Source organism: Arthrobacter sp. TmtSoilC51 (genome assembly GCF_055388015.1).
This window is the reverse complement of record NZ_AP035877.1, coordinates 244,484-266,136: the sequence shown is the minus strand read 5'-3', so window position 1 is coordinate 266,136 and position 21,653 is coordinate 244,484. Positions and strand designations below refer to the sequence as shown.

20 protein-coding genes are annotated in these 21,653 nt (G+C 61.9%); 10 read left to right on the top strand and 10 right to left on the bottom strand.

Annotated elements, in window-relative coordinates:
- Positions 1-92: 92 nt before the first annotated feature.
- The 4 genes from ACZ5G6_RS01290 (at position 93) to ACZ5G6_RS01275 (ending at position 4,670) form a co-directional block, all read left to right on the top strand.
- Entirely contained in the window at positions 93-1,388 is a 1,296-nt protein-coding gene (locus ACZ5G6_RS01290; RefSeq protein WP_498688871.1) for an ABC transporter substrate-binding protein, read from the top strand.
- Between the two features lie 6 nt (positions 1,389-1,394).
- Entirely contained in the window at positions 1,395-2,354 is a 960-nt protein-coding gene (locus ACZ5G6_RS01285) for a carbohydrate ABC transporter permease (protein WP_498688869.1), read from the top strand.
- Positions 2,351-3,187: a carbohydrate ABC transporter permease gene (locus tag ACZ5G6_RS01280; RefSeq protein ID WP_223935411.1), complete on the top strand. Its 837-nt coding sequence runs from the start codon at positions 2,351-2,353 to the stop codon at positions 3,185-3,187. Before ACZ5G6_RS01285 ends, ACZ5G6_RS01280 begins: the two co-directional genes overlap by 4 nt.
- A 376-nt stretch (positions 3,188-3,563) precedes the next feature.
- Positions 3,564-4,670: an IS110 family RNA-guided transposase gene (locus tag ACZ5G6_RS01275; protein WP_498685838.1), complete on the top strand. Its 1,107-nt coding sequence runs from the start codon at positions 3,564-3,566 to the stop codon at positions 4,668-4,670.
- A gap of 327 nt (positions 4,671-4,997) precedes the next feature.
- On the opposite strand, the gene ku is transcribed toward ACZ5G6_RS01275, so the two are convergent.
- Positions 4,998-5,864, bottom strand: coding sequence for a non-homologous end joining protein Ku (ku, locus tag ACZ5G6_RS01270; protein WP_223935410.1), 867 nt, complete (start codon positions 5,862-5,864; stop codon positions 4,998-5,000).
- A gap of 38 nt (positions 5,865-5,902) precedes the next feature.
- Here ku and ACZ5G6_RS01265 point away from each other — a divergent pair, with 38 nt between their 5' ends.
- Entirely contained in the window at positions 5,903-8,485 is a 2,583-nt protein-coding gene (locus ACZ5G6_RS01265) for an ATP-dependent DNA ligase (protein WP_498688867.1), read from the top strand.
- 71 nt (positions 8,486-8,556) lie between these two features.
- On the opposite strand, the gene ACZ5G6_RS01260 is transcribed toward ACZ5G6_RS01265, so the two are convergent.
- Together ACZ5G6_RS01260 and ACZ5G6_RS01255 are read right to left on the bottom strand one after the other, a co-directional pair.
- Complete coding sequence (locus tag ACZ5G6_RS01260) at positions 8,557-8,817, bottom strand: hypothetical protein (protein WP_223935408.1); 261 nt, start codon at positions 8,815-8,817, stop codon at positions 8,557-8,559.
- A gap of 88 nt (positions 8,818-8,905) precedes the next feature.
- Positions 8,906-9,139, bottom strand: a complete 234-nt coding sequence (locus ACZ5G6_RS01255; RefSeq protein ID WP_498688865.1) for a hypothetical protein — start codon at positions 9,137-9,139, stop codon at positions 8,906-8,908.
- A 240-nt stretch (positions 9,140-9,379) separates the two neighbouring features.
- Between ACZ5G6_RS01255 and ACZ5G6_RS01250 the strand changes: the two genes are divergently transcribed.
- Both ACZ5G6_RS01250 and ACZ5G6_RS01245 read left to right on the top strand, forming a co-directional pair.
- Positions 9,380-10,177 carry a putative protein N(5)-glutamine methyltransferase gene (locus ACZ5G6_RS01250; protein WP_498688863.1) on the top strand — a complete coding sequence of 266 codons (798 nt, stop codon included), beginning with the start codon at positions 9,380-9,382 and terminating at the stop codon, positions 10,175-10,177.
- A 271-nt stretch (positions 10,178-10,448) separates the two neighbouring features.
- Positions 10,449-12,068 (top strand): MFS transporter, encoded by a 1,620-nt coding sequence (locus ACZ5G6_RS01245; protein WP_223935405.1) that lies wholly within the window; start codon positions 10,449-10,451, stop codon positions 12,066-12,068.
- Between the two features lie 150 nt (positions 12,069-12,218).
- Here the strand turns inward: ACZ5G6_RS01245 and ACZ5G6_RS01240 are convergent, their stop codons facing one another.
- Positions 12,219-13,634 (bottom strand): aminotransferase-like domain-containing protein, encoded by a 1,416-nt coding sequence (locus tag ACZ5G6_RS01240; RefSeq protein WP_498688861.1) that lies wholly within the window; start codon positions 13,632-13,634, stop codon positions 12,219-12,221.
- Here ACZ5G6_RS01240 and ACZ5G6_RS01235 point away from each other — a divergent pair.
- Both ACZ5G6_RS01235 and ACZ5G6_RS01230 read left to right on the top strand, forming a co-directional pair.
- Positions 13,633-14,565 (top strand): DMT family transporter, encoded by a 933-nt coding sequence (locus ACZ5G6_RS01235; RefSeq protein ID WP_498688859.1) that lies wholly within the window; start codon positions 13,633-13,635, stop codon positions 14,563-14,565. The two genes, ACZ5G6_RS01240 and ACZ5G6_RS01235, sit on opposite strands and share 2 nt — an antisense overlap.
- A gap of 39 nt (positions 14,566-14,604) precedes the next feature.
- The gene (locus tag ACZ5G6_RS01230) at positions 14,605-15,006 is read left to right on the top strand and encodes a VOC family protein (protein WP_223935402.1); all 402 of its coding nucleotides are present in this window, start codon (positions 14,605-14,607) and stop codon (positions 15,004-15,006) included.
- Here the strand turns inward: ACZ5G6_RS01230 and ACZ5G6_RS01225 are convergent, their stop codons facing one another.
- Genes ACZ5G6_RS01225 through ACZ5G6_RS01215 form a run of 3 tightly spaced genes read right to left on the bottom strand, consistent with a single transcriptional unit; the run spans position 15,007 to position 17,019 of the window.
- Positions 15,007-15,522: a GNAT family N-acetyltransferase gene (locus ACZ5G6_RS01225; RefSeq protein WP_498688856.1), complete on the bottom strand. Its 516-nt coding sequence runs from the start codon at positions 15,520-15,522 to the stop codon at positions 15,007-15,009.
- On the bottom strand, positions 15,519-15,986 hold the full coding sequence (locus ACZ5G6_RS01220) for an SRPBCC family protein (RefSeq protein WP_223935400.1): 468 nt from the start codon (positions 15,984-15,986) through the stop codon (positions 15,519-15,521). The genes ACZ5G6_RS01225 and ACZ5G6_RS01220 overlap by 4 nt, the downstream gene beginning before the upstream one ends.
- Before the next feature lie 46 nt (positions 15,987-16,032).
- A complete protein-coding gene (locus ACZ5G6_RS01215; protein ID WP_498688855.1) occupies positions 16,033-17,019 on the bottom strand; it encodes an aldo/keto reductase in 987 nt (328 codons plus the stop codon).
- A 200-nt stretch (positions 17,020-17,219) separates the two neighbouring features.
- Here ACZ5G6_RS01215 and ACZ5G6_RS01210 point away from each other — a divergent pair, with 200 nt between their 5' ends.
- Positions 17,220-18,308 (top strand): FUSC family protein, encoded by a 1,089-nt coding sequence (locus ACZ5G6_RS01210; protein WP_498688853.1) that lies wholly within the window; start codon positions 17,220-17,222, stop codon positions 18,306-18,308.
- Here the strand turns inward: ACZ5G6_RS01210 and ACZ5G6_RS01205 are convergent.
- The 3 genes from ACZ5G6_RS01205 to ACZ5G6_RS01195 all read right to left on the bottom strand — a co-directional run bounded on the left by ACZ5G6_RS01205 (position 18,271) and on the right by ACZ5G6_RS01195 (position 21,615).
- On the bottom strand, positions 18,271-19,050 hold the full coding sequence (locus tag ACZ5G6_RS01205) for an SDR family NAD(P)-dependent oxidoreductase (protein WP_223935397.1): 780 nt from the start codon (positions 19,048-19,050) through the stop codon (positions 18,271-18,273). The two genes, ACZ5G6_RS01210 and ACZ5G6_RS01205, sit on opposite strands and share 38 nt — an antisense overlap.
- A gap of 9 nt (positions 19,051-19,059) precedes the next feature.
- The gene (locus ACZ5G6_RS01200; protein WP_498688850.1) at positions 19,060-19,989 is read right to left on the bottom strand and encodes a class C sortase; all 930 of its coding nucleotides are present in this window, start codon (positions 19,987-19,989) and stop codon (positions 19,060-19,062) included.
- 144 nt (positions 19,990-20,133) lie between these two features.
- The gene (locus ACZ5G6_RS01195) at positions 20,134-21,615 is read right to left on the bottom strand and encodes a SpaH/EbpB family LPXTG-anchored major pilin (RefSeq protein WP_498688846.1); all 1,482 of its coding nucleotides are present in this window, start codon (positions 21,613-21,615) and stop codon (positions 20,134-20,136) included.
- Between the last annotated feature and the right edge of the window lie 38 nt (positions 21,616-21,653).

The following is a 21,653-nucleotide window of genomic DNA, read 5'->3' as shown; positions in this document are numbered from 1 at the left end:
CAGCAATCTAGTCACCAACTTAGCCACCACCGACCATGCCGCCCCGCCGGGGCAGCGATTACCCACGCTCACCAAGTCATTGGAGGATCCACGTGAAATCAAGATTCATCATGTCTGCCGCAGCCGGTCTCGCGGCCGTCCTTGCGCTTGCCGGATGTGGCGGCGCCGAGCCCGCCAAAGACGGAAAAGTCACGCTGAAAATGGTGGAGAGCCTCACCAATCCGACACGGACAGACACGTTGAAGAAGCTCATTTCCGGCTTCGAGCAAGCGAACCCGAACATCAAAGTTGACCTCATCTCTCCGCCAACTGATCAAGCGGACCAGAAGATCCAGCAGATGCTCCAGTCCGGCAAGGGAATCGACGTCGTCGAGGCCCGCGACATCACCGTGGGATCGTTCGGTGCCAACGAGTGGCTGTATGACATGTCGGCCGACCTCAAAGGCTGGGAGGGCTGGGACAACCTGACGGACAACGCCGTCACGTATTCGAAGCAGAACGGCAAGACGTACTACATTCCTTACGGCTTCTACGGGCTTTCGCTGTTCTACCGTTCCGACGTGGTCAAAGAGGCTGGCTTCTCCGGGCCACCTGCCAGCTGGTCCGAGATGCTGGAGCAAGCGTCGGCCATCAACAAGCCGGCAGAGAACAAGTTCGGCTACGCATTCCGCGGGGGCACCAACGCCAACTCCAACGCCGTCGCCATCATCGAGGCCTACGTGGCTGACGAGATCGACAAGGAAAACGCCTTCAAGCTGACCAGCGGCAAGACGATCTTCTCCTCGCCCAAAGCGCAAGAGGCCATGGATCTCTACATTGATCTCTTCAAGAAGGGTTCGCCGCCATCCTCAGTCGCCTGGGGTTACCCGGAAATGGTGCAGGGCTTCAGCAACGGCTCTACCTCGTTCCTGCTCCAGGACCCTGAGGTCATCGCTACCGTGCGGGAATCCAAGTCCATCAAGGAGGACCAGTGGAACGTGGCTCCGCTGTTGGTAGGACCGAGCGGGAAAGCCATTCAACCCGTGGCATCTGCCGGCTGGGGAATTGCCGCCGCATCCACATCCAAGCCCGAGGCCGTGAAACTCATCAAGTACCTCGCACAAGGCGACGCTGCAACCACGTTCAGCAAGGACAACAGCCTGGTGCCGACCTTGAAGTCCGCCGCCCAGGACAGTTTCTACAGCACCGGTCCTTGGGCCGCCTACGTCAAGATGACGGAAAATCCGGAGACCTATGTCTCCGCTGTCCAGCCGCGAAGCGTGTCCTGGTGGAGCGAATGGATCAAGAAGTCCGACGGTGAACTCCAGCGCGTCCTGACCGGGAAGATGTCCACGAGCGAGTTGCTGGCCAGCTGGGACACTTACTGGTCTCAAAAGTGGGCAGGCTAGGTTCCGGTGAGCCTCGATACCAAGCTCCCCTCGAAGAAGGCCAATGCCGGGTCCGTGGCGGGCACCGGCTCTCAGCCCAAGAAGCGCTTCAATCCCAGGACAGCCTTCACTCTGCTGATCTTCCTGGCCCCGGCTGCAGTGTTCGTCGGCATCTTCACCTACTACCCGATGATCGCAGGCAGCCAGATGGCGTTCCGCAACTGGAACCTGAACGATCTTTCCGACACCTCGTGGGTAGGGTTCGGCAATTTCACAAGCCTGCTCGAAACGCCGGAATTCTGGGGGATCGTCCGAAACACGGTGGTGTGGGTGGTTGGTTCCTTGGTGCCGCAGGTGGTCATTGGCTTTGCCGTGGCGTTATTCCTGAAGCGAAAGTTCAGGATGCGCGGGGCTTACCAGGCCATGATTTTCTTCCCCTGGGCAGTGTCCGGATTCCTGATCGGCATGCTGTTCCGGTGGATGTTCAACGCGGAGTTTGGCGTGGTCAACGACTTGCTGATGAAGGCGGGGATCATTAACTCGCCCATCCCGTGGCTCTCGGACCCCGGATTCGCGATGACCGCCATCATCATTGCCAACATCTGGTACGGCGTCACGTTCTTCGCCATCATGATCCTCGCCGCACTGCAGTCCGTCTCCGACGAAATGTACGAGGCCGCAGCGCTGGACGGCGCCGGGAAGGTACGCACGTTCCTCAACATCACGCTGCCGAGCATCGCTACCACGTTGGCTTTGACCATCCTGCTGAGGGTGATCTGGATCTTCAATTTCCCGGACATCATCTTCGCCATGACAGGCGGCGGTCCGGCTGACCAGACGCACATCATCACGACGTACATGATCAAAGTTACCCAGGAGGGTGACTACGGGAAGGCTTCCGCCCTGGGGCTGATCGTCGTCCTCACGCTTGCCCTCTTCGCCGTCTTTTACCTCATGGCCGTCCGTCCTCGAAAGGAAGCCCGATGATCAATCAGCAGAGCTTCATAGGGCGCGTGGGTAAATTCGTCTTCCTGGGAGCGTGCCTCGTCGCCACGGTTTTCCCGCTGTACTGGATCATCCTGACGTCCTTGAAGGAACCCGGCGCCATTTACTCGCTGCCGTTGGACTATTGGCCCCGGCAGCTCTCCTTCGAAAACTACGTCGGGCTGTTCACCAAGTCGGATTTCGGCCAGTACATGCTCAACAGCTTGGTAGTTGCCCTGGTAGCTTCGACGGTGGCCACTCTGATCTCCTTGCTCTCGGCGTATGTCCTGGCTCGGTTCCACTTTGCAGGTCGCGGCGCGGTGTTGGGGGCCTTCCTGATCACCCAGATGATTCCAGGCTTCATTGCCTTGGGGCCGCTGTATCTGATGATGACCAATATGGGCCTTGTAGATTCCAAGACCGGGCTGATCCTCATTTACATCGCGATCTGCATTCCGTTTTGCACAATCATGCTCCGGGGTTTCTTCGAGAACGTTCCTGACGCTTTGGAAGAGGCCGCGATGATCGATGGCTGTTCGCGGCTGGGTGCGTTGTTCAGGGTTTTGGTTCCAGTGATGCTGCCCGGCGTGGCGGCAAGCTTCGTCTTCAACTTTGTTAACTGCTGGAATGAGCTTTTCTTATCGGTGACCTTGATGAACAGCGATAGTAACAAGACGATTCCGACGGCGTTGGCCGGGTTCATCTCGAGCTTCAACATTGACTGGGGGTCGATGTCCGCCGCGGCGGTCCTGACGGTCGTTCCAACGCTGGCAATCTTTGCCTTTGCAAGCAAGTTCATTGTCCAAGGACTAACGGCCGGGTCAGTCAAGGGCTGAGTCGAACGCACCCAACTGGGTCGCATTTGTGCGCGTTTTGGTCGCCCTAAACGCGCACAAATGCGACCTAGACGATATGTATGGGCTGGCTGCGGTTTGGCTGGTTGGTTTCCTTCTGAGGGGGCGATTGTCGCCGGGCAAGGTTTCGGAGCGCCAGCTTTGGGCGGGCCTTCGGGGGGTTTGTTTGTTGATGGCGCTCCGGAGCCTTGCCCGGCCGGGTCTGGCCCGTATCAGAAGGACGTGTGGGGTGGGGGTTCCGGCGGGCCAGGGCTATGGGTGTGTGGGGGCTGGAACCTTCTCTTCAAAGCATCCCGTGGGTTGCCCCAGACTCGTTTTAGGGGGGTAGAGCCACATTTGAAGTTTGGAGGTTCCAGCTATGTTTGAGCGTACTCATGTGGGCTTGGATGTCCACGCTTTGACTGTCGTCGCGTGCGCGATTGATGGTCAGACCGGCGAGATTTCCCGGGCACGGCTGACGCCGGACCATCAGGAGATTCTGGGATGGATCAAGACACTGCCGGGCCCGTGCCAGGTGGTGTATGAGGCCGGTCCTACCGGTTTTCCGCTGGCAAGGGCTTTGCTGGCTGCTGGGATCGAGTGTCTGGTCGCGGCTCCCTCGAAACTCCAACGCCCGCCCGGGGACAGGGTCAAAACAGACCGCAACGATGCCTTGCATCTGGCCCGGTTGTTGAAACTGGACCAGATCACCGAGGTCACGGTCCCGAGCCCCTCTCAGGAAGCTGCCCGGGACTTGGTCCGTGCCCGCGAGGATATCCGTGGTGATCTGATGCGCGCCCGGCACCGGGTTTCCAAACTCCTGCTGCGCCAAGGCATCCACTACACCGGCGGCAGAACCTGGACCCATGAGCACTTGTCCTGGCTCTACTCCCAGAACTTTGACTCACCGGCACTGCAACTGGCCTACGACCTCGCCGTGGAGTCCGTCATTGAAACACTTGTCCGCCGTGACAGGGCCGATCAAGCCATCCGGACCATGGCCTATGACAGCGAATACACTCCCGTGGTGCGCTCTTTGGAGTGCTTGCGGGGTGTCTCCACGCTGACAGCGTTCGGTCTGGCCGTCGAAATCGGCGACTGGACCCGCTTTACCGGCTCGACGATAGGCGCGTATCTCGGACTCGTTCCCAGCGAGAGTTCATCTGGCGGGCACCGCTCCCAGGGATCCATCACGAAAACAGGCAACACCCACGCCCGCAGGCTCCTGGTCGAAGCGGCCTGGCACCACCGCCGCGCCTACACCCACCCCTCCAAAGAGCTGCTGTCCCGTTGGGAAGCGGCAACCCCCTGGGCAAGAGCCCGTGGCAAAGCCGGCAACAAACGCCTCCACGAACGCTGGCTCGTTTACCAGGAACACCGGAAACGTCCCGTGATCGCCGATGTCGCGATCGCCCGCGAACTTGCCGGGTGGTGCTGGTCACTGGCCAGTGAAGCCCAACGGACAACGCAACACCAAAACCTCTAAACGTCCGGGGGAGCACCCGCACAAAAGGAGGGGACCACCGGTTACACCGGCAGCGCTTGGAGCAACCCGCGACCCAACTATGGGCAACCATCAAGGCCACGCCCGATCCCTAGAGAAGCGATAATCTCCAGGCCGGACACCTCGTCCTGCGGTAATCAACCCGCGCATATTAGTCTGACCACGCCGTCGCCAACGACACGCTGGACCCCCCGAACACAAGCACACCCCCGGACCAAAAAGGAAGCGACCCCGGAACCAACCCGGGATCGCTTCCCCACGCCCATTGACAAACGAAACTACATATTAGTTGGGGCGCCCGACGCCGCGTCAAGCCTTTTTCTTGGCCCGCGTCTTTGGCTTGGTGGCAGCTTTGCTGGCGGCAGCGTCGTCGTCGGCCGCTTTTTCCTTGCCTCGTTTCTTGTCCAGGCTGCGCTTCAGCGCCTCCATGAGGTCGATGACGTCGCCGCCCTCGCCTTCGCCCTCCGTGACACCGAACGTGGCTTCCGTATCCAGTGCCTCGCCCTTCTCCAGCTTGGCCTCGATCAACGTGCGGAGCTGTACCTGGTAGTCGTCGGTGTATTCCTCGGGGTCGAAGTCGTGGGCCATGGAATCCACCAACGCGGAGGACATTTCGAGTTCTTTGTCGGAAATCTTGATGTCCGTCTCGAGGGAGGGAAATTTAGCTTCGCGCACTTCGTCGCCCCAGAGGAGGGCTTGCAGCAGCAATACGTCCCCGCGTACGCGCAGGGCGCCGAGCCGGGTTTTCTGCCGCAGGGCGTACTGGACGATCGCGATCCTGTCCGTGTCCTCCAGCGTCTGGCGCAGCAACATATAGGCCTTGGGCGACTTGGAATCCGGCTCCAGGAAATAGCTGCGCTCGTACATGATCGGGTCCAGCTGCTCGGCAGGGATAAATTCCACTACCTCGATTTCGCGGCTGTTCTCCTCCGGCAAGGACTTTATATCGGCCGCCGTGAGAACCACCGTGCGGCCTTCTTCTTCGTAGGCCTTGTCGATATCCTCATAAGCCACAACGTCGCCGCAGATTTCGCACTTCCGCTGGTACCGAATGCGCCCGCCGTCCTTATTGTGGACTTGATGAAGGCCAATATCGTGGTCCTCCGTGGCGCTGTAAAGCTTCACTGGTACGTTGACCAGACCGAACGCGATAGATCCCTTCCAGATGGCCCTCATGCACCCAGTCAACAGCACAAGACAGCAGAGGAGAAGAGGTGGCAGGCAAGCAACAGGAGCGCGTGAACGTTGAAGGCCACGAGCTGACCCTCACCAATCTGGGCAAGATCATCTACCCCGAGACCGGAACCACCAAAGCCGAGGTCCTGGAGTACTACGCTGCAGTGGCGCCGTTCCTCATTCCCGCGGCAGCCAACAGGCCCGTCACCCGTAAGCGTTGGGTCAATGGCGTCGGCACCGCCGAGCATCCGGGGCAGGTGTTCTTCCAAAAGAACCTTGAAGACTCCGCGCCCAAATGGATCCCCCGCACCACAATCCAGCACTCGGACCACACCAACGTCTACCCCATGGTCAACAACCTCGCCACGCTCACGTGGATGGCACAGATCGCATCCCTGGAGATCCATGTCCCCCAGTGGCAAGTGGACGCAGAGGGTAACCCGCTCCGGCCTGACCGCTTCGTCCTGGATCTTGACCCCGGTCCCGGCGCGGGCCTGCCAGAATGCGTTGAAGTGGCCAAGCTTGCCCGCTCCATCCTGCAGGACATGGGCATGGATCCGGTGCCCGTGACCAGTGGCAGCAAAGGCATACACCTCTACACCGGGCTGGACGGGACGCTGAAGTCCGAGCAGGTCTCGGCCTTCGCCCATGAGCTCGCCCGGGCCCTGGAAGCTGACCATCCAGAGCTGGTGGTCAGCGACATGAAGAAGTCCCTCCGCGAAGGCAAAGTGTTGGTGGACTGGAGCCAGAACAGCGGCAACAAGACCACCATCGTGCCCTACTCGCTCCGAGGGAAAGCCCACCCTACTGTCGCGTCGCCGCGCACGTGGCGCGAACTTTCCTCCGCCAACCTCGATCACCTGGACTACACAGCCGTGATGAAGCGGGTGAAGAGTGGCAAGGACCATTTCGCGCCCATTTCCTCTCGGCATCTCCCGCCGCACGGAGAGTATGCGGATGACGACGACGGTTCAGGCACTGGCAGCGGTTCAGGCACTGGCAGCGGTTCAGGCACTACCGGCCGCCGTGAGCGGGTGGTTACCGTCGAAGGTCGTCTCGCCAAATACGTTGGGATGCGCGATCCTGCCAAGACCCCGGAGCCGTTCCCGGCGTCGTCGTCTCTCGCGCAGGGCGACCAGCCCGCGTCCAAGGGATCATCCGGGCAGCCGCAGCCCGGCGATCCTGCGCCGCCCGGCGGGATCTTCGTCATCCAGGAGCATCACGCCCGGCGCTACCACCTCGATTTCCGTCTGGAGCACGACGGCGTGCTGGCCTCGTGGGCGCTGCCCCGCGGCGTCCCCGAAACGCCCGATCGGAACAACCTCGCCGTTCAAACCGAAGACCACCCCATGGATTACGCGGACTTCGCCGGCGTCATTCCCAAGGGCGAGTACGGCGCCGGGACAGTCAGCATCTGGGACCGCGGCGAGTTCACGTGCGAGAAATGGCGGGATGGCAAGGAAGTGATCGCGACGCTCACCGGTCAGCCAGGAGGTGGGCTCCACGGGACCAAGCGGTTCGCGCTCATCAACACCGGTGACCGTTGGCTGATCCACTTGATGAAGGAGCAGCCTGGAGGACGGCTTCGGAAGGGCGCTCCCAGCCCTTCCGCCAAGGCTTCGCCCGCCACTGCACCCAAGCCAGCCGTTCCACAGCCGATGCCCACTTACACCCCCATGCTTGCCACTTCCGGCACCGTCGCCGACCTTCGTGGTGGCGGCTGGCTCTACGAACTCAAGTGGGACGGAATCCGGGCTATCATCACCGGCACGGAGGGCAAGATCCGTTTGATGAGCCGCAACGGAAACGATCTCACCGCAACCTACCCCGAACTGACGGACCGATCATGCTGGCCCAACGGCGATTTCGTGGCCGACGGTGAAATCGTGGCACTTGGCAAGGGTTCGCGGCCGGACTTCGGCCGCCTGCAGCTGCGGATGAATCTGGTCAAAACCGCGGACATCGAGCGTGCCAGGGCTTCGGTGCCAGTGCAGCTCATGCTGTTCGATCTTCTGTACGACGGCGGCACGGATCTGAGCGGGCTGCCATTCCGCGAGCGCCGGGAACGGCTTGCCGAGTTTGCGGGGCGCTTGCGTGGTGGCTGCCCGCTTCACCTTTCGGCCGTGTTGGACCATGACGTTGAAGACCTCATGACAAGCGCGGGTGAGCTCGGCTTGGAAGGAGTGATGGCGAAAAAAGCAGATAGCCGTTACGTGATCGGCCGGCGAAGCCGCTCATGGATCAAGCTCAAGTTGGAACGGAGCCAGGAAGTGGTGGTTGGCGGCTGGCGTCCCGGCGCTGGCACCCGGAGTGGGACCTTTGGCTCGTTGCTGTTGGGCATTCCGGAGGGCGGGAAGTTGCACTATGTCGGCCGGGTTGGCAGCGGATTCAAGGAGTGGCAGCTGAGGGACATCATGGAGAAACTGGAGTCCCGCCTGGTAGCTGATTCCCCCTTCGCCGACATTCCGCGCGAAGACTCGGCAGGTGCCCGCTGGGTAGATCCGGAGCTGGTGGCTGAAGTGACGTTCGGAGAATGGACGGGGCCGGGCAGGCTACGGCATCCCGTGTGGCGTGGGTGGCGTCCTGACAAGTCCCCGAAAGACGTAAGCCCGCCCAACTAGGTCGCAGCTGAGCGCGTTTTGAGGGTTCAAAACGCGCAGTGCTGCGACCTAGTTGGGCTGGCGGGGCTGGGTTAGGAGGAGTGCGGCATCTGTGGGCGGCTGGTGCGGTGGATCGCCGTCACGGCTGCGCCCTGGCCCATCCGTCCGTGGGCTTGGTCGCGGTCCTTCGGGTGCCGGCGTTTACCGCTGCCGTCCGGCCAGTGCTGTTCCTGGTCCAGACCCAGAGATACGTCGATGGTTGCCGGTTCAGGCATGGGAGCCATGTCCATGGCCTCCACCAAGTGGCTCGCAACCTCAGGATCGATGTTTTCGGCTTGATGCTTTGCAGTCATGGTTCTTCCTTTCCACAGTGAAACGAAGGAATTTCAATACTAGGTGGGCCGAAGATGGTTGTCTGCAGGATTTACCTGCGTACAGGAATCACCAACGGACCTTCTTCTCTGTCTTGGCCCGCTTACCGCTGGCGGTCGTGGGCTTGTGGCCCTTACCAGTGCTTTGCCAGCCAGCGGGAGCGCCGCCGCCGGACTTGCTGGCGAGCATCGCTTTTTGCGCATCTGTCAGTTTGGACTTGATGCCGCCGTAGGCGGGGGCGGACTCTGTACTTCCCGGCGCTGCGGGGTCCGGGGTCTTGTTTTCAGAAGGATTGGCAGTCATAAAAGTGGACTCCTGTTCAGGTGCGAGTCCTGAAGAAGCACTAAAACCATGGCGTGCGGTTCGAGAAAATAGCGTCGACAACGGGAACGGCATGGAGGCAGGGCCTCAACAGGCGTGGATTTTTGTCATGTGAAACTCGGCTGTGCCACTAAAGGCAAGGGCCGGTCTACTCAAAAATCAGTGTTCCCATGGGTCATACCCTAGCCAAGTTTCGCCGCTTTTGTGAACCCCTCGGCTAGCATGGCACCCGTGACCCGGAGAATGTCCATCGCCACCGCCCTCCGCTCCGCCGGGTGCGTTTTCGCGGAGGACGAGGCCCAACTCCTCATCGACGCTGCCCTCAGTCCCGGCCATTTGGACCACATGGTGGATCAGCGCGTCAACGGGCTGCCCTTGGAACACATCCTCGGCTGGGTGGACTTCTGTGGGAGCCGTATGGAAGTTGGACCCGGCGTATTCGTTCCGCGGCGTCGCACGGAGTTCCTGGTGCGCCAGGCGGCGGGAATAACCCGGCCGGGTTCCGCCGTCGTCGATCTTTGCTGCGGCTCGGGAGCCATTGGTGCGGCGCTTAGCGATTTCCTGGGGAGTTGCGAGCTGTACGCCGCTGACATTGATCCAGTCGCGGTAGCCTGCGCGCGCAAGAACGTTGAGCCACGTGGAGGCCGTGTTTTCGTGGGCGACCTCTACGACGCCCTCCCCCTTGAACTTCGGGGACGCGTGGACGTGGTGCTCGCCAATGCACCGTACGTGCCTACGGGTTCCATCGGGATGATGCCGCCAGAGGCGCGCTTGCATGAACCGATGGTGGCGCTCGACGGCGGTACTGACGGTTTGGACGTCCAACGCCGGGTCGCGGAGCGCGCGGCTGAGTGGTTGTCGCCCGGCGGTTGCCTCCTGATTGAAACATCGGAACAGCAAGCACCCGAAACCGCCCGGATCATGAACCAGTGCGGGCTGGCCGCGCGGGTGCTCGTTGACAAGGAATTGGGCGCAACGCTGGTGCTTGGAGCCGCCCCTACCGCCAAAGGCAATCCGTAAGCTTTTGCGCCCGTTTAAGCCGTGTTCGGTGGGCTTGGCTAAACAATTTGGTAACAACGTGCCCGGGAGGGCAAAAACCGCTCGGATTCCGCGCCGTTGCAGGGCAAAAGCAGGTAATGAGATGCAACACACCTAGGCAATTTGCATCCCCAAAGGGCCCAAAAATCGGATCTCAACTGGGGTTTAAGCGGCAAACCCCGTAAAATTGAACACCTGCCCAGAGCGGGGCAGCAGAAGTCGCAAGCAAATGACCTCCCTAGGAGAAGCCCAAATGCCCATAGACCAAAGCAAGACCGTCTCCCCGGATGGCGAAAGGAACACCATCCAAAACCAGGAAACAGCCAACACCCCGGCCGCAGCCAACGCAGTCAAAACCACCAAGAAGTCAAAGCTCCGCAGCAAGCGCCGGTTGAAAGAATCCGACGTCAATGTTGTGGACCAGCCGATGCTGAAGAAAGCACTCGGCGGCACGATCGTCGGCAACACCATGGAATGGTACGACGTCGGCGTGTTCGGCTACCTCATCACCACCATGGGCCCCGTCTTCCTCCCGGAAGCGGACAAGTCCGTTCAGACACTCTTCCTTCTCGGCACCTTCGCCGCAACCTTCATCGCGCGCCCACTGGGTGGCGTCGTGTTCGGCTGGCTTGGCGACAAGGTGGGACGCCAAAAGGTGCTCGCAGCAACACTGATGCTCATGGCGGCAAGTACGTTCGCCGTCGGCCTCTTGCCTGGCTACGCGCAGATCGGCATCTGGGCCGCCGCGCTGCTGGTGATCCTTAAGCTCGTCCAGGGCTTCTCCACCGGTGGCGAATACGCCGGTGCCACCACGTTCGTCAGCGAATATGCCCCGGACAAGCGCCGCGGATTCTTCGCCAGCTTCCTGGACATGGGCAGCTACATCGGTTTCGCCCTCGGCGCCGCGCTGGTGTCCGTCCTGCAGCTCACGCTCGGACAGGCAGCCATGGAGGAATGGGGCTGGAGGCTTCCGTTCCTGATCGCTGGTCCCCTTGGCCTGATCGCCGTGTACTTCCGTAGCAAGATCGAGGAATCCCCGCAGTTCCAGGCCACCCTGGACGCCCAGGAAGCCCTCGCCAAAGACGCCGCGGCACAGGATGCTGCCGTGGCGAAGGGCCCGGTTGGCATCATCAAGGCCTACTGGCGCCAGATCGTCCTGGCCATGATCCTCGCAGCGGCGGCCAACACTGTTGGCTACGCCCTGACCTCATACATGCCTACGTACCTTACGGATTCCAAGGGCTACGACCCCGTTCATGGCACCCTGCTGACCATCCCGGTCCTGGTGATCATGGCACTGTGTATCCCGCTTACCGGTAAGTTGTCCGACCGTATCGGCCGCCGGCCAGTGCTGTGGATCGGCGCGGGCAGTACCATCCTGTTCTCCGTTCCCGCCTTCATGCTGATCGGCATCGGCGATATCTGGTCAACCCTGGCAGGCCTTGCCCTCATCGCCTTCCCCGTGACGTTCTACATTGCCAACCTCGCCTCAGCCCTCCCGGCACTGTTCCCGACGTCCAGCCGGTACGGCGGAATGGGCATCGCCTACAACTTCTCGGTAGCGATCTTCGGTGGCACCACGCCGTTCATCGTCCAGGGCCTCATTGAGGGCACCGGCGACGACATGATGCCTGCGTACTACTTGATGGGAACGTCCATCGTGGGCGCGATCGCCATCTACTTCCTGCGTGAATCAGCCCAGCGTCCGCTGCCCGGCTCAATGCCCAGCGTGGACACTGCCGCCGAGGCCCGCGAACTTGTAGCAACACAGGACACCAACCCGCTCATCAACCTGGAGGAGATGCCGTTCGACGGCCAGCCAATTGATGACGAAGTCTTCGGCCGCCGCGACAAGGACCTGGCTCCCGCCTAGGAACTCTTTGCCTGCAACTTCTGAGCAGCGCTTCCGATAGTTCGCGGCCCCGCCGCACACAGTAGCCACCAACACCAAGGCGCTCTCCTTGGGGTTGGTGGCTACTGCTGTTAACGCTCGACCTGTTAAGTGCTCGACGGCGGCACTCCCCTAGGCCGGCAGCAACCCTTTGACAGCCTCGCCGATAATCCGCGCGCCCTTGGGGAATGCCCCAGGATTGGGGCCGGCGTAGTTGAGCCTGATGTATGGGCCTTCAGGCTCCGCGGGGAACCACTCCGTCCCGGCCGCAATGAGAACCCCCGCCGCTTCGCAATCCTTGGTGAGCTGATCGACGTCGAAGCCGTCCGGCAGCCTCAGCCACAGGTTCAAGCCGCCCTTGGGCAGGTGGCTGAGGTGCGCCTGCGGAACGTGTTCGCGCAGGCTGGTGACCAGCAGGTCGCGGCGCGACTGCAGCTGATGGCCCAGGCCGCGCAGGTGGGTTTGCCACCCCGGCTGGGTAACGACGTCGAGCGCTGCAGCCTGGAGCAGGCCGCTGACATACATCGACTCCGCAGCCTGCGCGCCCATGATCCGTTCCCGGGCCGGACCGCGGGCGATAATCGCTGCCACGCGGATGGATGGCGAGACGCTCTTGGTCAGCGAGCGAATGTAGACCACGTGGCCGGAATCGTCCTGGGCGGCGAGCGGTACGGATTGCGCGGTGATACCGAAATCGTGGGCCCAGTCGTCCTCCACAAGGAATGCGCCGTGCTGGCGGACAATCCGGAGGACCTCCTCGCCCCGTTCGGGAGACCATTGGGCACCTGTGGGGTTGGCGAAGTTGGGCTGGGCGTAGAACATCCTTGCCCCGGATTCCTCGAAAGCCCTCGCCAGTTCGTCGGGATCCGGCCCGTCAGGACCGGAGGGCACCGGAATGACACGAACACCGGCCTGGCCCGCGGCCAGCAGCGCACCCCAGTAACTGGGCGACTCCACCAGCAGGGGCCGCCCATGCCCCACCAGGCCGCGAAAAATCGAGCTAAGTCCGCTCTGGCTCCCTGGAAGTACGACGACGTCGCTAGGCTGGGGTGGCGTGACGCCAACCGGCGTTGAGGTGCTGAGTTCGTGCGCGAACCAGGATTGCAGTTCCGGAAGCCCCTGGGCGGGTGGCCGCGACAGGGCGGCGTCGCCGCGGGCCGCCCGGGTCAGTGCGGCCCGGACGAGCCGCTCCGGCAGGAGTTCCCGGTCCGGATAGCCGGAGTGGAATGCTATGACATCGTTCGATGCACTGCGCATGGCGCCAGAGTTCAAGGGGCGCGGGGTTTGGGCAGCCCGGAGCGCCGCCGTCTGCCAGCCGTAGTCGGACGGTCGCGCCGTAAGGTAAGCCCGGACAAAGGTGCCAACACCTGGGCGGCTTTCTATCAAGCCTTGGGCCGTGAGGGTCCTCAACGCCTTCTGCACTGTCACCGGACTGGCCTGGTATTCGGCCACGAGTTGACGGGTGGATGGCAGTTTGGCTCCCGGGGCGGCGCCTGCGATCCACTCTTTTACTCGCGAGACAATCCGGGAACTGCTATCGTTATTCATGAGTCACAATAGTAGCGCTACTACACTTTCACGGCCAGTGGTATCCAGCGGGACGTCGCGAGGCGTCTGGTGGGGCCTTCTTGGCGTTGTTGCTTTCTCCTTCACGGTCCCCTTTACCCGCGTGGCGGTTGAAGGGTTATCCCCCCTGTTCATTGGGGCGGGAAGGGCGGTAGTCGCCGCCATTCTTGCAGCACTGGCCCTGGGGCTGACCCGTCAACGCTTTCCACGCGGAATTCAGTGGTTTCGACTTGTCGTAGTGGCCGGGGGCATCGTTGCGGGCTTCCCCTTGCTGACAACCTTCGCGCTAACGTCCACCACCGCCAGCCACGGAGCAGTGGTTATCGCGCTACTGCCTGCAGCCACGGCGACGGTAGCGGTTATCAGGGGCAGGGAACGTCCACGGCTCTTGTTCTGGGTCCTGACTGTCATAGGCGTTATCGCTGCACTGGTCTTCGCGTTGGTTCAGTCCGGTGGCTTCGGTTCGCTTCACTGGGCAGACCTGCTGCTTCTGGCCGCAGTGATGGCCGCTGCCATCGGCTACGCGGAAGGAGGCCTGCTGGCACGGGAACTCGGTCCCTGGCAGACAATCTCGTGGGCGCTCGTTGTGGCCTCTCCCTTCATGCTGCTGCTGACGGTCCTTTCCCTTGGATCCGGGGTTCCCTCCGCAACGCCCGGCCAGTGGTTGTCCTTCGCTTATCTGGGGGTCGTGAGCATGTTCCTCGGATTCTTCGCCTGGTACCACGGCCTGGCGATCGGCCCCATCGCGCAAGTCAGCCAGATCCAACTCGTCCAACCGGTCATGACCATCGCGTGGGCAAGCCTGTTGTTGGGAGAATCGATGACGTGGACCACCGCTGTTGGTGGACTCGCTGTGATCCTCTGCGCAGGTGCGGCCGTCCGCATCAGGCTCAACCCGCCGTCGAGAACCTGAAGCTGCCGCCCGAGGGCCCTGATCTCGTAGACTCGGCCCATGCCTGACGCATCTGTGGGTTCCATCCATCACCTTGAGATCTGGGTGCCGCATCTTGAACGTGCCCGGGAGGAGTGGGGCTGGCTCTTGGGCGAACTTGGCTACAAGCCGTTCCAGGACTGGCCTACGGGGTGTAGTTGGAAGCTCAATGGCACCTATGTGGTGGTGGAAGGCTCCGATGCCATCACCGGAACCGCCCACCGACGCACCGATCCCGGGCTCAATCACGTGGCCTTCCATGCTGGTACCCGGGAAAACGTGGACCGGATTCGCGCTCTCGGCGCCGACGCCGGCTGGTATGAGATGTTCGAGTCGAAGTATCCGCACGCCGGAGGTCCGGATCACTATGCCGCATATTTGATCAACACTGACAGCTACGAAGTTGAGCTGGTGGCCGAGTAGCTATGCCGGCGGAACCACGGGACGCCACATGGCCACCCGAGGCCAGCGCGTCAGTCCCAGTTCAGCCTCGTGCTCCATGAGCCTGGCGAGCTCCGGGCCCCAGCTACCGGCGTCGAGCGTTTGAAAGCCCAGGCGCCGATAGTACGGCGAGTTCCAGGGCACATCGCGGAACGTGCTTAAGGTCTGGCGCTGCATGCCATGCCCTCTTGCCCACACACGGGCAGCATGCAGCAGCTCGCGGCCGAGTCCTTGGTGCGCTTGATCCGGGTGGACGCTTACTTGCTCCACGTGCGCGTTGCCGTCAACGATATCCGTCAACAAATACGCCAACGGGTAGTCGAGTCCGTCAACGCACACCCAGGCACGCCCGGGAGCCACGTAGGCGTTCATCTCGTCCAAGGAGAAGGGTTCGTCGTCCGCGATCTGATCCATGCCCAGGCCCCGGAACGCTTCCCCCGCTGCCCGCTCGATGTCCTGCAAACGCGGCAGATCGTCTGTTCGAGCTAGCCGGATCACCGTTTATCCAGTGCGGGAGGTGCCTGTCCGACGAGGAACCCATTGCGGGTTTCGATCAAATCCTGCAGGTATCTGGCCAGCACCAGCTTCTCCAGCAAGCGGCCCAGAGGGCCGAACGGGGCAGCGAACTCCACGGTGTCCACCATCAGGGTCCCGCTGCCGTCAGGCCGGAACTCATGCGTGTGGCGGAGGTACTTGAAAGGGCCGCGCACTTGCTCGTCAGTGAACGACGCCGGTGCCTCCATCCGCGTGATGCGGCTGGTCATGCGGAAACGGACTCCGAGGTGCCACGCCTGCCAAGTGACCTGCTCGCCTTCCGAGATCAGCCCTGTGGTGACGCCGTCTATGGCCTTTTCCCTGCTTTTGGTCATCGAGCCAACGTGGGCGTCGATGTTTCGGGACAGGTCGAACAGCTCCTGCGGTGACATGGCGGAGCGGGTTCGGCAGACGAAAGCTACGGGCATACCTTGATCTTCCCAGACTCTGCCGGGCAGCGCGCTAGTGTTGCTGTTACCTTCCCACGAGGCCCATGTGTTGATCGTTGTAGCGGTTGCCCTGCACTCCGATCCGGCTGGCCACGGCATCCAGATCGGCAACTTCATCAGCGGAGAGCGCAACGTTGGTTGCGGCAGCATTCTCTTCGAGTCGTTCCCGACGTCGTGTGCCCGGGATCGGGACAATCCATGGCTGCTGCGCCAGAAGCCAGGCCAGCGCGATCTGACCCGGTGATGCACCTTTCGAGGCCGCAAGTTCGGCCACATGATCCACCAGTGCTTGATTGGCCGCCCGGTTTTCTGCGGTGAATCGAGGGATAGTGCCACGGACGTCACCCTGCGAAAACTGGGTGGAGGGATCAACAGTACCCGTGAGGAATCCCTTGCCAAGTGGGCTGAATGGGACAAAGCCTATGCCGAGTTCCGCTAGCGCTGGCAGCACCTCCGGTTCCGGATCCCGTGTCCACAACGAATACTCACTCTGGACGGCGGTCACGGGAAAAACTCCGTGGGCGGCGCGAATAGTGGTGGCGGAGGCCTCGGAAAGGCCGAAGTGGCGTACTTTGCCCGCTTGGACCAGCTCACCCACAGCACCTGCGACGTCCTCAATAGGCACATTTGGGTCAACGCGGTGCTGATAAAAAAGGTCCAGGGTCTCCAGGCCAAGCCTGCGGAGCGACTCGTCCGCTACCCGTTTGATCCGTTCAGGAGAACTGTCCAAGCCAACGGACTTGCCGTCTTCGATGCGCCAGCCGAATTTCGTGGCAATGACTACTTGGTCCTTGATAGGAGCAAGCGCCTCGCCGACGAGTTCCTCGTTGACGAACGGCCCGTAGACCTCGGCCGTATCAAAGAAATTGATGCCAAAGTCCACCGCTTCATGGAGCACCTTGATCATCGCCGCCCGGTCCCCCGGATTTGGGCCGTAGCTTTGTGACATGCCCATGCAGCCAAGACCGATGGCCGAGACCTGCAAACCTTGCCCAAGTGTCCGTGTGTGCATGACGCCTCCCTTTGATCCAAGTAACTCGCTTGATCCAGTCAACAACCTTCTCGACGCATATGGGAGGTACTGACGTAAGGGGTACTGCCAGTCCCCTACTACTGGTTGTGACCCGGCTTATGGCGGCCCACCCGCCGCTCCTGATAATTTTCGATACAGATAGCTCGCCCACAAGCCCCAGATGATTGGTGGTGTTTTCCGTGCCCGCATTCATGGCGCATGCCCGCGAGCTCCACAAACTAGGGCCCGCGAACAACGACCGTCTCTCCGCCGTTCGGGTGGCCTTCAGTGTCGCAGTTCCGGGTCTGGTCCTGATTCTCTTAGGCCGTCCGGACCTCATGATGTATGCCGTTTTCGGTGCCCTTACTGGAATGTACGGGCGCAATGAAACCCATCAATTGCGGCTGAAACACCAGGCCCAAGCCGCGCTGGTCCTGGTTGGCGGGCTCACCATCGGCACGTTTCTTTCCGTCAACCACATCCACTCCTGGTGGCTGGTTTTGGTGGCTACGCTCTTTGCAGGTGCGGGTTCCTTATATGCCGACTCGGTTCGCCTTAAACCGATCGGGCCGTTCTTCGGCATCCTCGCATTGGGGGCGTGCGCCTCGGTCCCCACCAGCGTTCCGTTCCTGGTTGCCGTCCTGATCGGTGCTGCTTCCGCTGCGTTTTCGCTTCTGGTGGGATTTGCTGGCTGGCTTCGGCATCGAAAGTGGGAGCCGGGCGCTGCCCGCGACGTCCCAGTCCTCCACGGACCGCTCCGGCAATCTGCCCTTGTTCACGCGGCCCGCTACACCCTCGCTGTCGGTGCCGCCGGGGTGTGTGGCGTGCTCAGTGGGAGCGGCCATCCGCATTGGGCCATGGCCGCAGCGGCCGTGCCGTTGGCAGGTGCGGACCTCCCGAGCCGCGTCCACCGGGGCATCCACCGCATCGTGGGGACGTTCCTCGGGTTGGCGGTGGTCGCCGTCGTACTTTTCCCAACTCCGTTGTCACCGCTGCAGTATTTCCCAACCCACGGCCCTGTAGTCCTGGCTATTGTGGTGGCCCTCTGCCAGTTTCCCACCGAGCTTTTCATGGCGCGGCACTACGGCTGGGCCATGGTGTTCTTCACGCCCGTGGTCCTGCTGATCGCGCAACTGGCGGCGCCCATGGACCCGGGCGTGCTGGTGATGGAACGAGCGGTTGAAACGTTCGTCGGAGCGGTGATTGGAATCGCGGTAGCGGTGCTGGTTAGGGCACCTGGCGTTGCGGTTCCTAAGGCTGCAGGGGCCGGCGCGGCGGGCCGGAAGTAAGCTTCGCCGGCAGGATACGCGCAAAGAAGCTAACCACTTTGTATCGCCGTGTCGGGATGGAAACAGCCTTGCCCTTGGCGTTGTCCTCCAGCCCTTCCCGCACTACGCGGTCTGCGGTGAGCCACAGGAATCGCGGCGCCACGGACTTATCCATGCCCATGCGATCGTGGAATTCGGTGTGGGTGAAGCCAGGGCACACAGCTGTGACCTGCACGCCCGACTTCGCATACGCGATGTTTGCCCACCGGCTGAACGTCACTTGCCAGGCTTTGGCCGCCGAGTAAGTGCCCCTGTTGGCGAAGGCCGCGACGCTGGCGACGTTGATGATCCGGCCCTTGCCTCTGGCCAGCATGACTTCGAGCGCCGCGTGGCACAGCTCCATGGGTGTCTGCACGTGAAGACGCAGATGCCGCCTTTCTTCCTCCAACTCGTTCCGCTCGAACGACTTCAAGAGTCCCATTCCTGCGTTGTTGACCAGGACGTCCACGGGTCGCCCAGCGTCCCGCAGGCGGTCGGCCACCAAGGAAACCCCGACGTCGGTAGTCAGGTCGGCGGACAGAACCTCCGCCGAGATACTAAAGTCGCGTTCAAACTCCTCGGCCTTTTCCTTGAGGCGTTCTTCATCGCGGGCCACCAAGACAAGGTGGTGTCCGGCTTCGGCGAGCTGGCGCGCGAATTCCGCACCGAGCCCAGCCGTGGCACCGGTGACCAGGGCGGTGAGTTCGTTGGCTCGAGTCGTCATGCGCCTAGACTATGCGCTGAAGGCATGTGGCGCCGCTATCTCTTCCTCGGAGGGTCGCTTGCGTGGCTTGGTGGCGAGGATGGCGAGGACTGTCGCGCCCGTGATGCCAAGAATCCACCAAGGGAATCCGGGATCTGTTGTGGTGGAGGGCAGGGTGCGGGGTCCGTCGGCGCTGACGGGTGCAGCGGTGCGTTCACCGCGAACAAGTAGCCGGTGACTGTTAACGCCTTTGGGCGTGCACGTAATGAGGGTGAGGTAATCCTTGCCCTCAACTTTGCGCAAGGCCTCGGTTTGGTCGGGCAGGACAGTGAGGATTTGGTCGACTTTGTAATAGAGGGTTTCGTCGAGCACGTTGATGCTGAAGACGTCGCCTTCATGGACCTTGTCCAGGTCATCGAAAAGGGTGGCGTTGACGAACCCTGAATGAGCGCTCAAGACACTGTGAGTGCCTTTGCCACCGACCGGCAGGGCAGAGCCGAAGAGGTGGCCAGCACCCTTGGAGAGGGTGTCCTCGTCGGTGCCATGGAAGATGGGCAAATCCGCGTGGATAGACGGAATACTGATGCGGCCCATCATGCCTCCAGACCCGACCGACAGCATCTTCTTGTACGCCTCCGAGCCGGCACCGATGGTGGTTTGTTCCCCTGCTTCGTTCAAGGAGTAGGGGTCACGGAGGGGTCCTGAGGGCAGTTCCTCATTGAACTCCCGCGCCTGGTCCAGGAGGGACTTCTTCGCCGAGGGGTTCATTATCTGGACAGAATCCACGTATCCGCTGATCTCGGTGGCGTGGACCCGATCCGAGAACCAGGCTGCGGCGGTGGGATAAAGCAGGATTCCGACGCCGATGACCGCGACCAGCACGATCAGAAGCCGTTGCCGGCTCCAGGGCCCGGTCAGGTGCCGGAGTCCACGACGGGTGCGGGTTTGGGGCTGGGTCATCAAAATCCTGTATCTGGGGTGAAACGGTTATGAGAGGGGTGCAAGTGGAATGCAAGTGGGGAAGAGCGCGTGGTTGGCGTTCTTCCCCACTTTGGGTCACTGTGGAGGCCGCGGTAGCGACCCCCACAGTAGTTGTTGCTGGTGTTAGTTGTTGCTGGTGCGGCGGTTGCGGACGAACATCAGGGCTGCGCCGACAACGAGGAGGGCACCTGCTGCGTAAAGAATGCCGGTTCCAACGCCACCGGTCAGGGGCAGCTGGAAGCCGCTGTTGGACGGGATGTTCTTCACCTGCAGGTCGATACCAACCGTGGTGGTGGTGCCGTTGATCAGGAAGGAGACCGGCTCGGCGAGCAGTTCGTAGCCTGCCGGGGCGGTGGTCTCTACCAGGTAGTACGTGCGGTAGTCGGGGCTTCCGGGTGCGAGGGCTGCGCCGTTGGCCCAGTCCGAGTACCGCAGGCCCGAGATCGTCAGGGTGCCGTCCGCGGCGACGGTGAAGACCGTCTGGCCGTTGAGGTCAACGGGGTTCGTGCCGGCCTTGGCGTCGGCTTCATTGGTGTAGACGGAGAATGCGGCACCGGCAAGGGCTGCACCGTTCTCGTTGACCTTCTGCAGCGTCATTTCGCCCCACTTGGTCACGACCGGGGGTGTGACGATCGGGCCGCCGGGCTGGCCCGGTGCAACGGTGAAGCTGGCAGCATTCGGGTAAACGAGTGCTTCGTTTTCGATTTCACCGATGGTGTTGACCTTGGTGTTCACCATGACCTGCACCCGGGTGTCGGTGTGTGCAGCCAGGATCGCACGGCCCGCGGGGGTGAAGATGACCGAGACGGTGTTGGTAGCGGCGTCGAAGTTCACGGTGTAGTCCGTGCCGGCCGTGATGGGGGTGCCATCAACGAGGGTGGCGGACGCGCCGACGTAGGTCAGTTTCGGGTCCAGGGCGTCCACGATCTTGTAGCCATCGATGACGGCTTCGTTCGGGATGTCACCGGTGATGGTGAAGTCGATCTGGTCCCCGAGTTTGACGTCAGGGGCATCCGTGACGGTCTTTTCCGCACCGGCTACCGAGTTCTTCGGGTAGACGTGGACGTCATAGATCCAGTTGTCCTTGTTATCCGGGTCGGTCAGCGGCACGGATACCAGGAACGGGGCCGAGGGTGTCACGCCTGCCGGGTAGTTCGTTTCTGTCACCAGGTACAGGCCTACAGGCAATGACGTGAAACCTGCGGTGCCCGCGGCATCGGTGGTCTTCGCTTGGGCGGCGCCAAGGGTGTAGCCCGCACCGGTGATCGAACCTGCAGCGTTGGCCGGAGCGAACACGCTGGAGAGGTTGTGTGCTGCGTCCCAACCTGCATTGGTAGACAGGTCAATGGTGTTGACCTGCTGGATCGTGAACTCGATACCGGCCAACGGTGTCAGGCCGGTGGTGTCCACGGACGTGCCGTTGTTCGGCAGGCCCGTCGGGGTGACGGGACGTTCGAACTTGTGGACCGTGATGGAACCGGTCTGGCCCGGATCAACCAGGGGCGCGGCCGAAGCCGGGGCCACGGAGAAGGACATCGCCAACACCGCCCCGGCGATCGTGGCGGCGGCGGTCTTCCAAAGCCGCCCGGTGTGGTGATTACTCACTGTATTTCCTCTTTCATGGTGATGGTGCTGATGCTCGG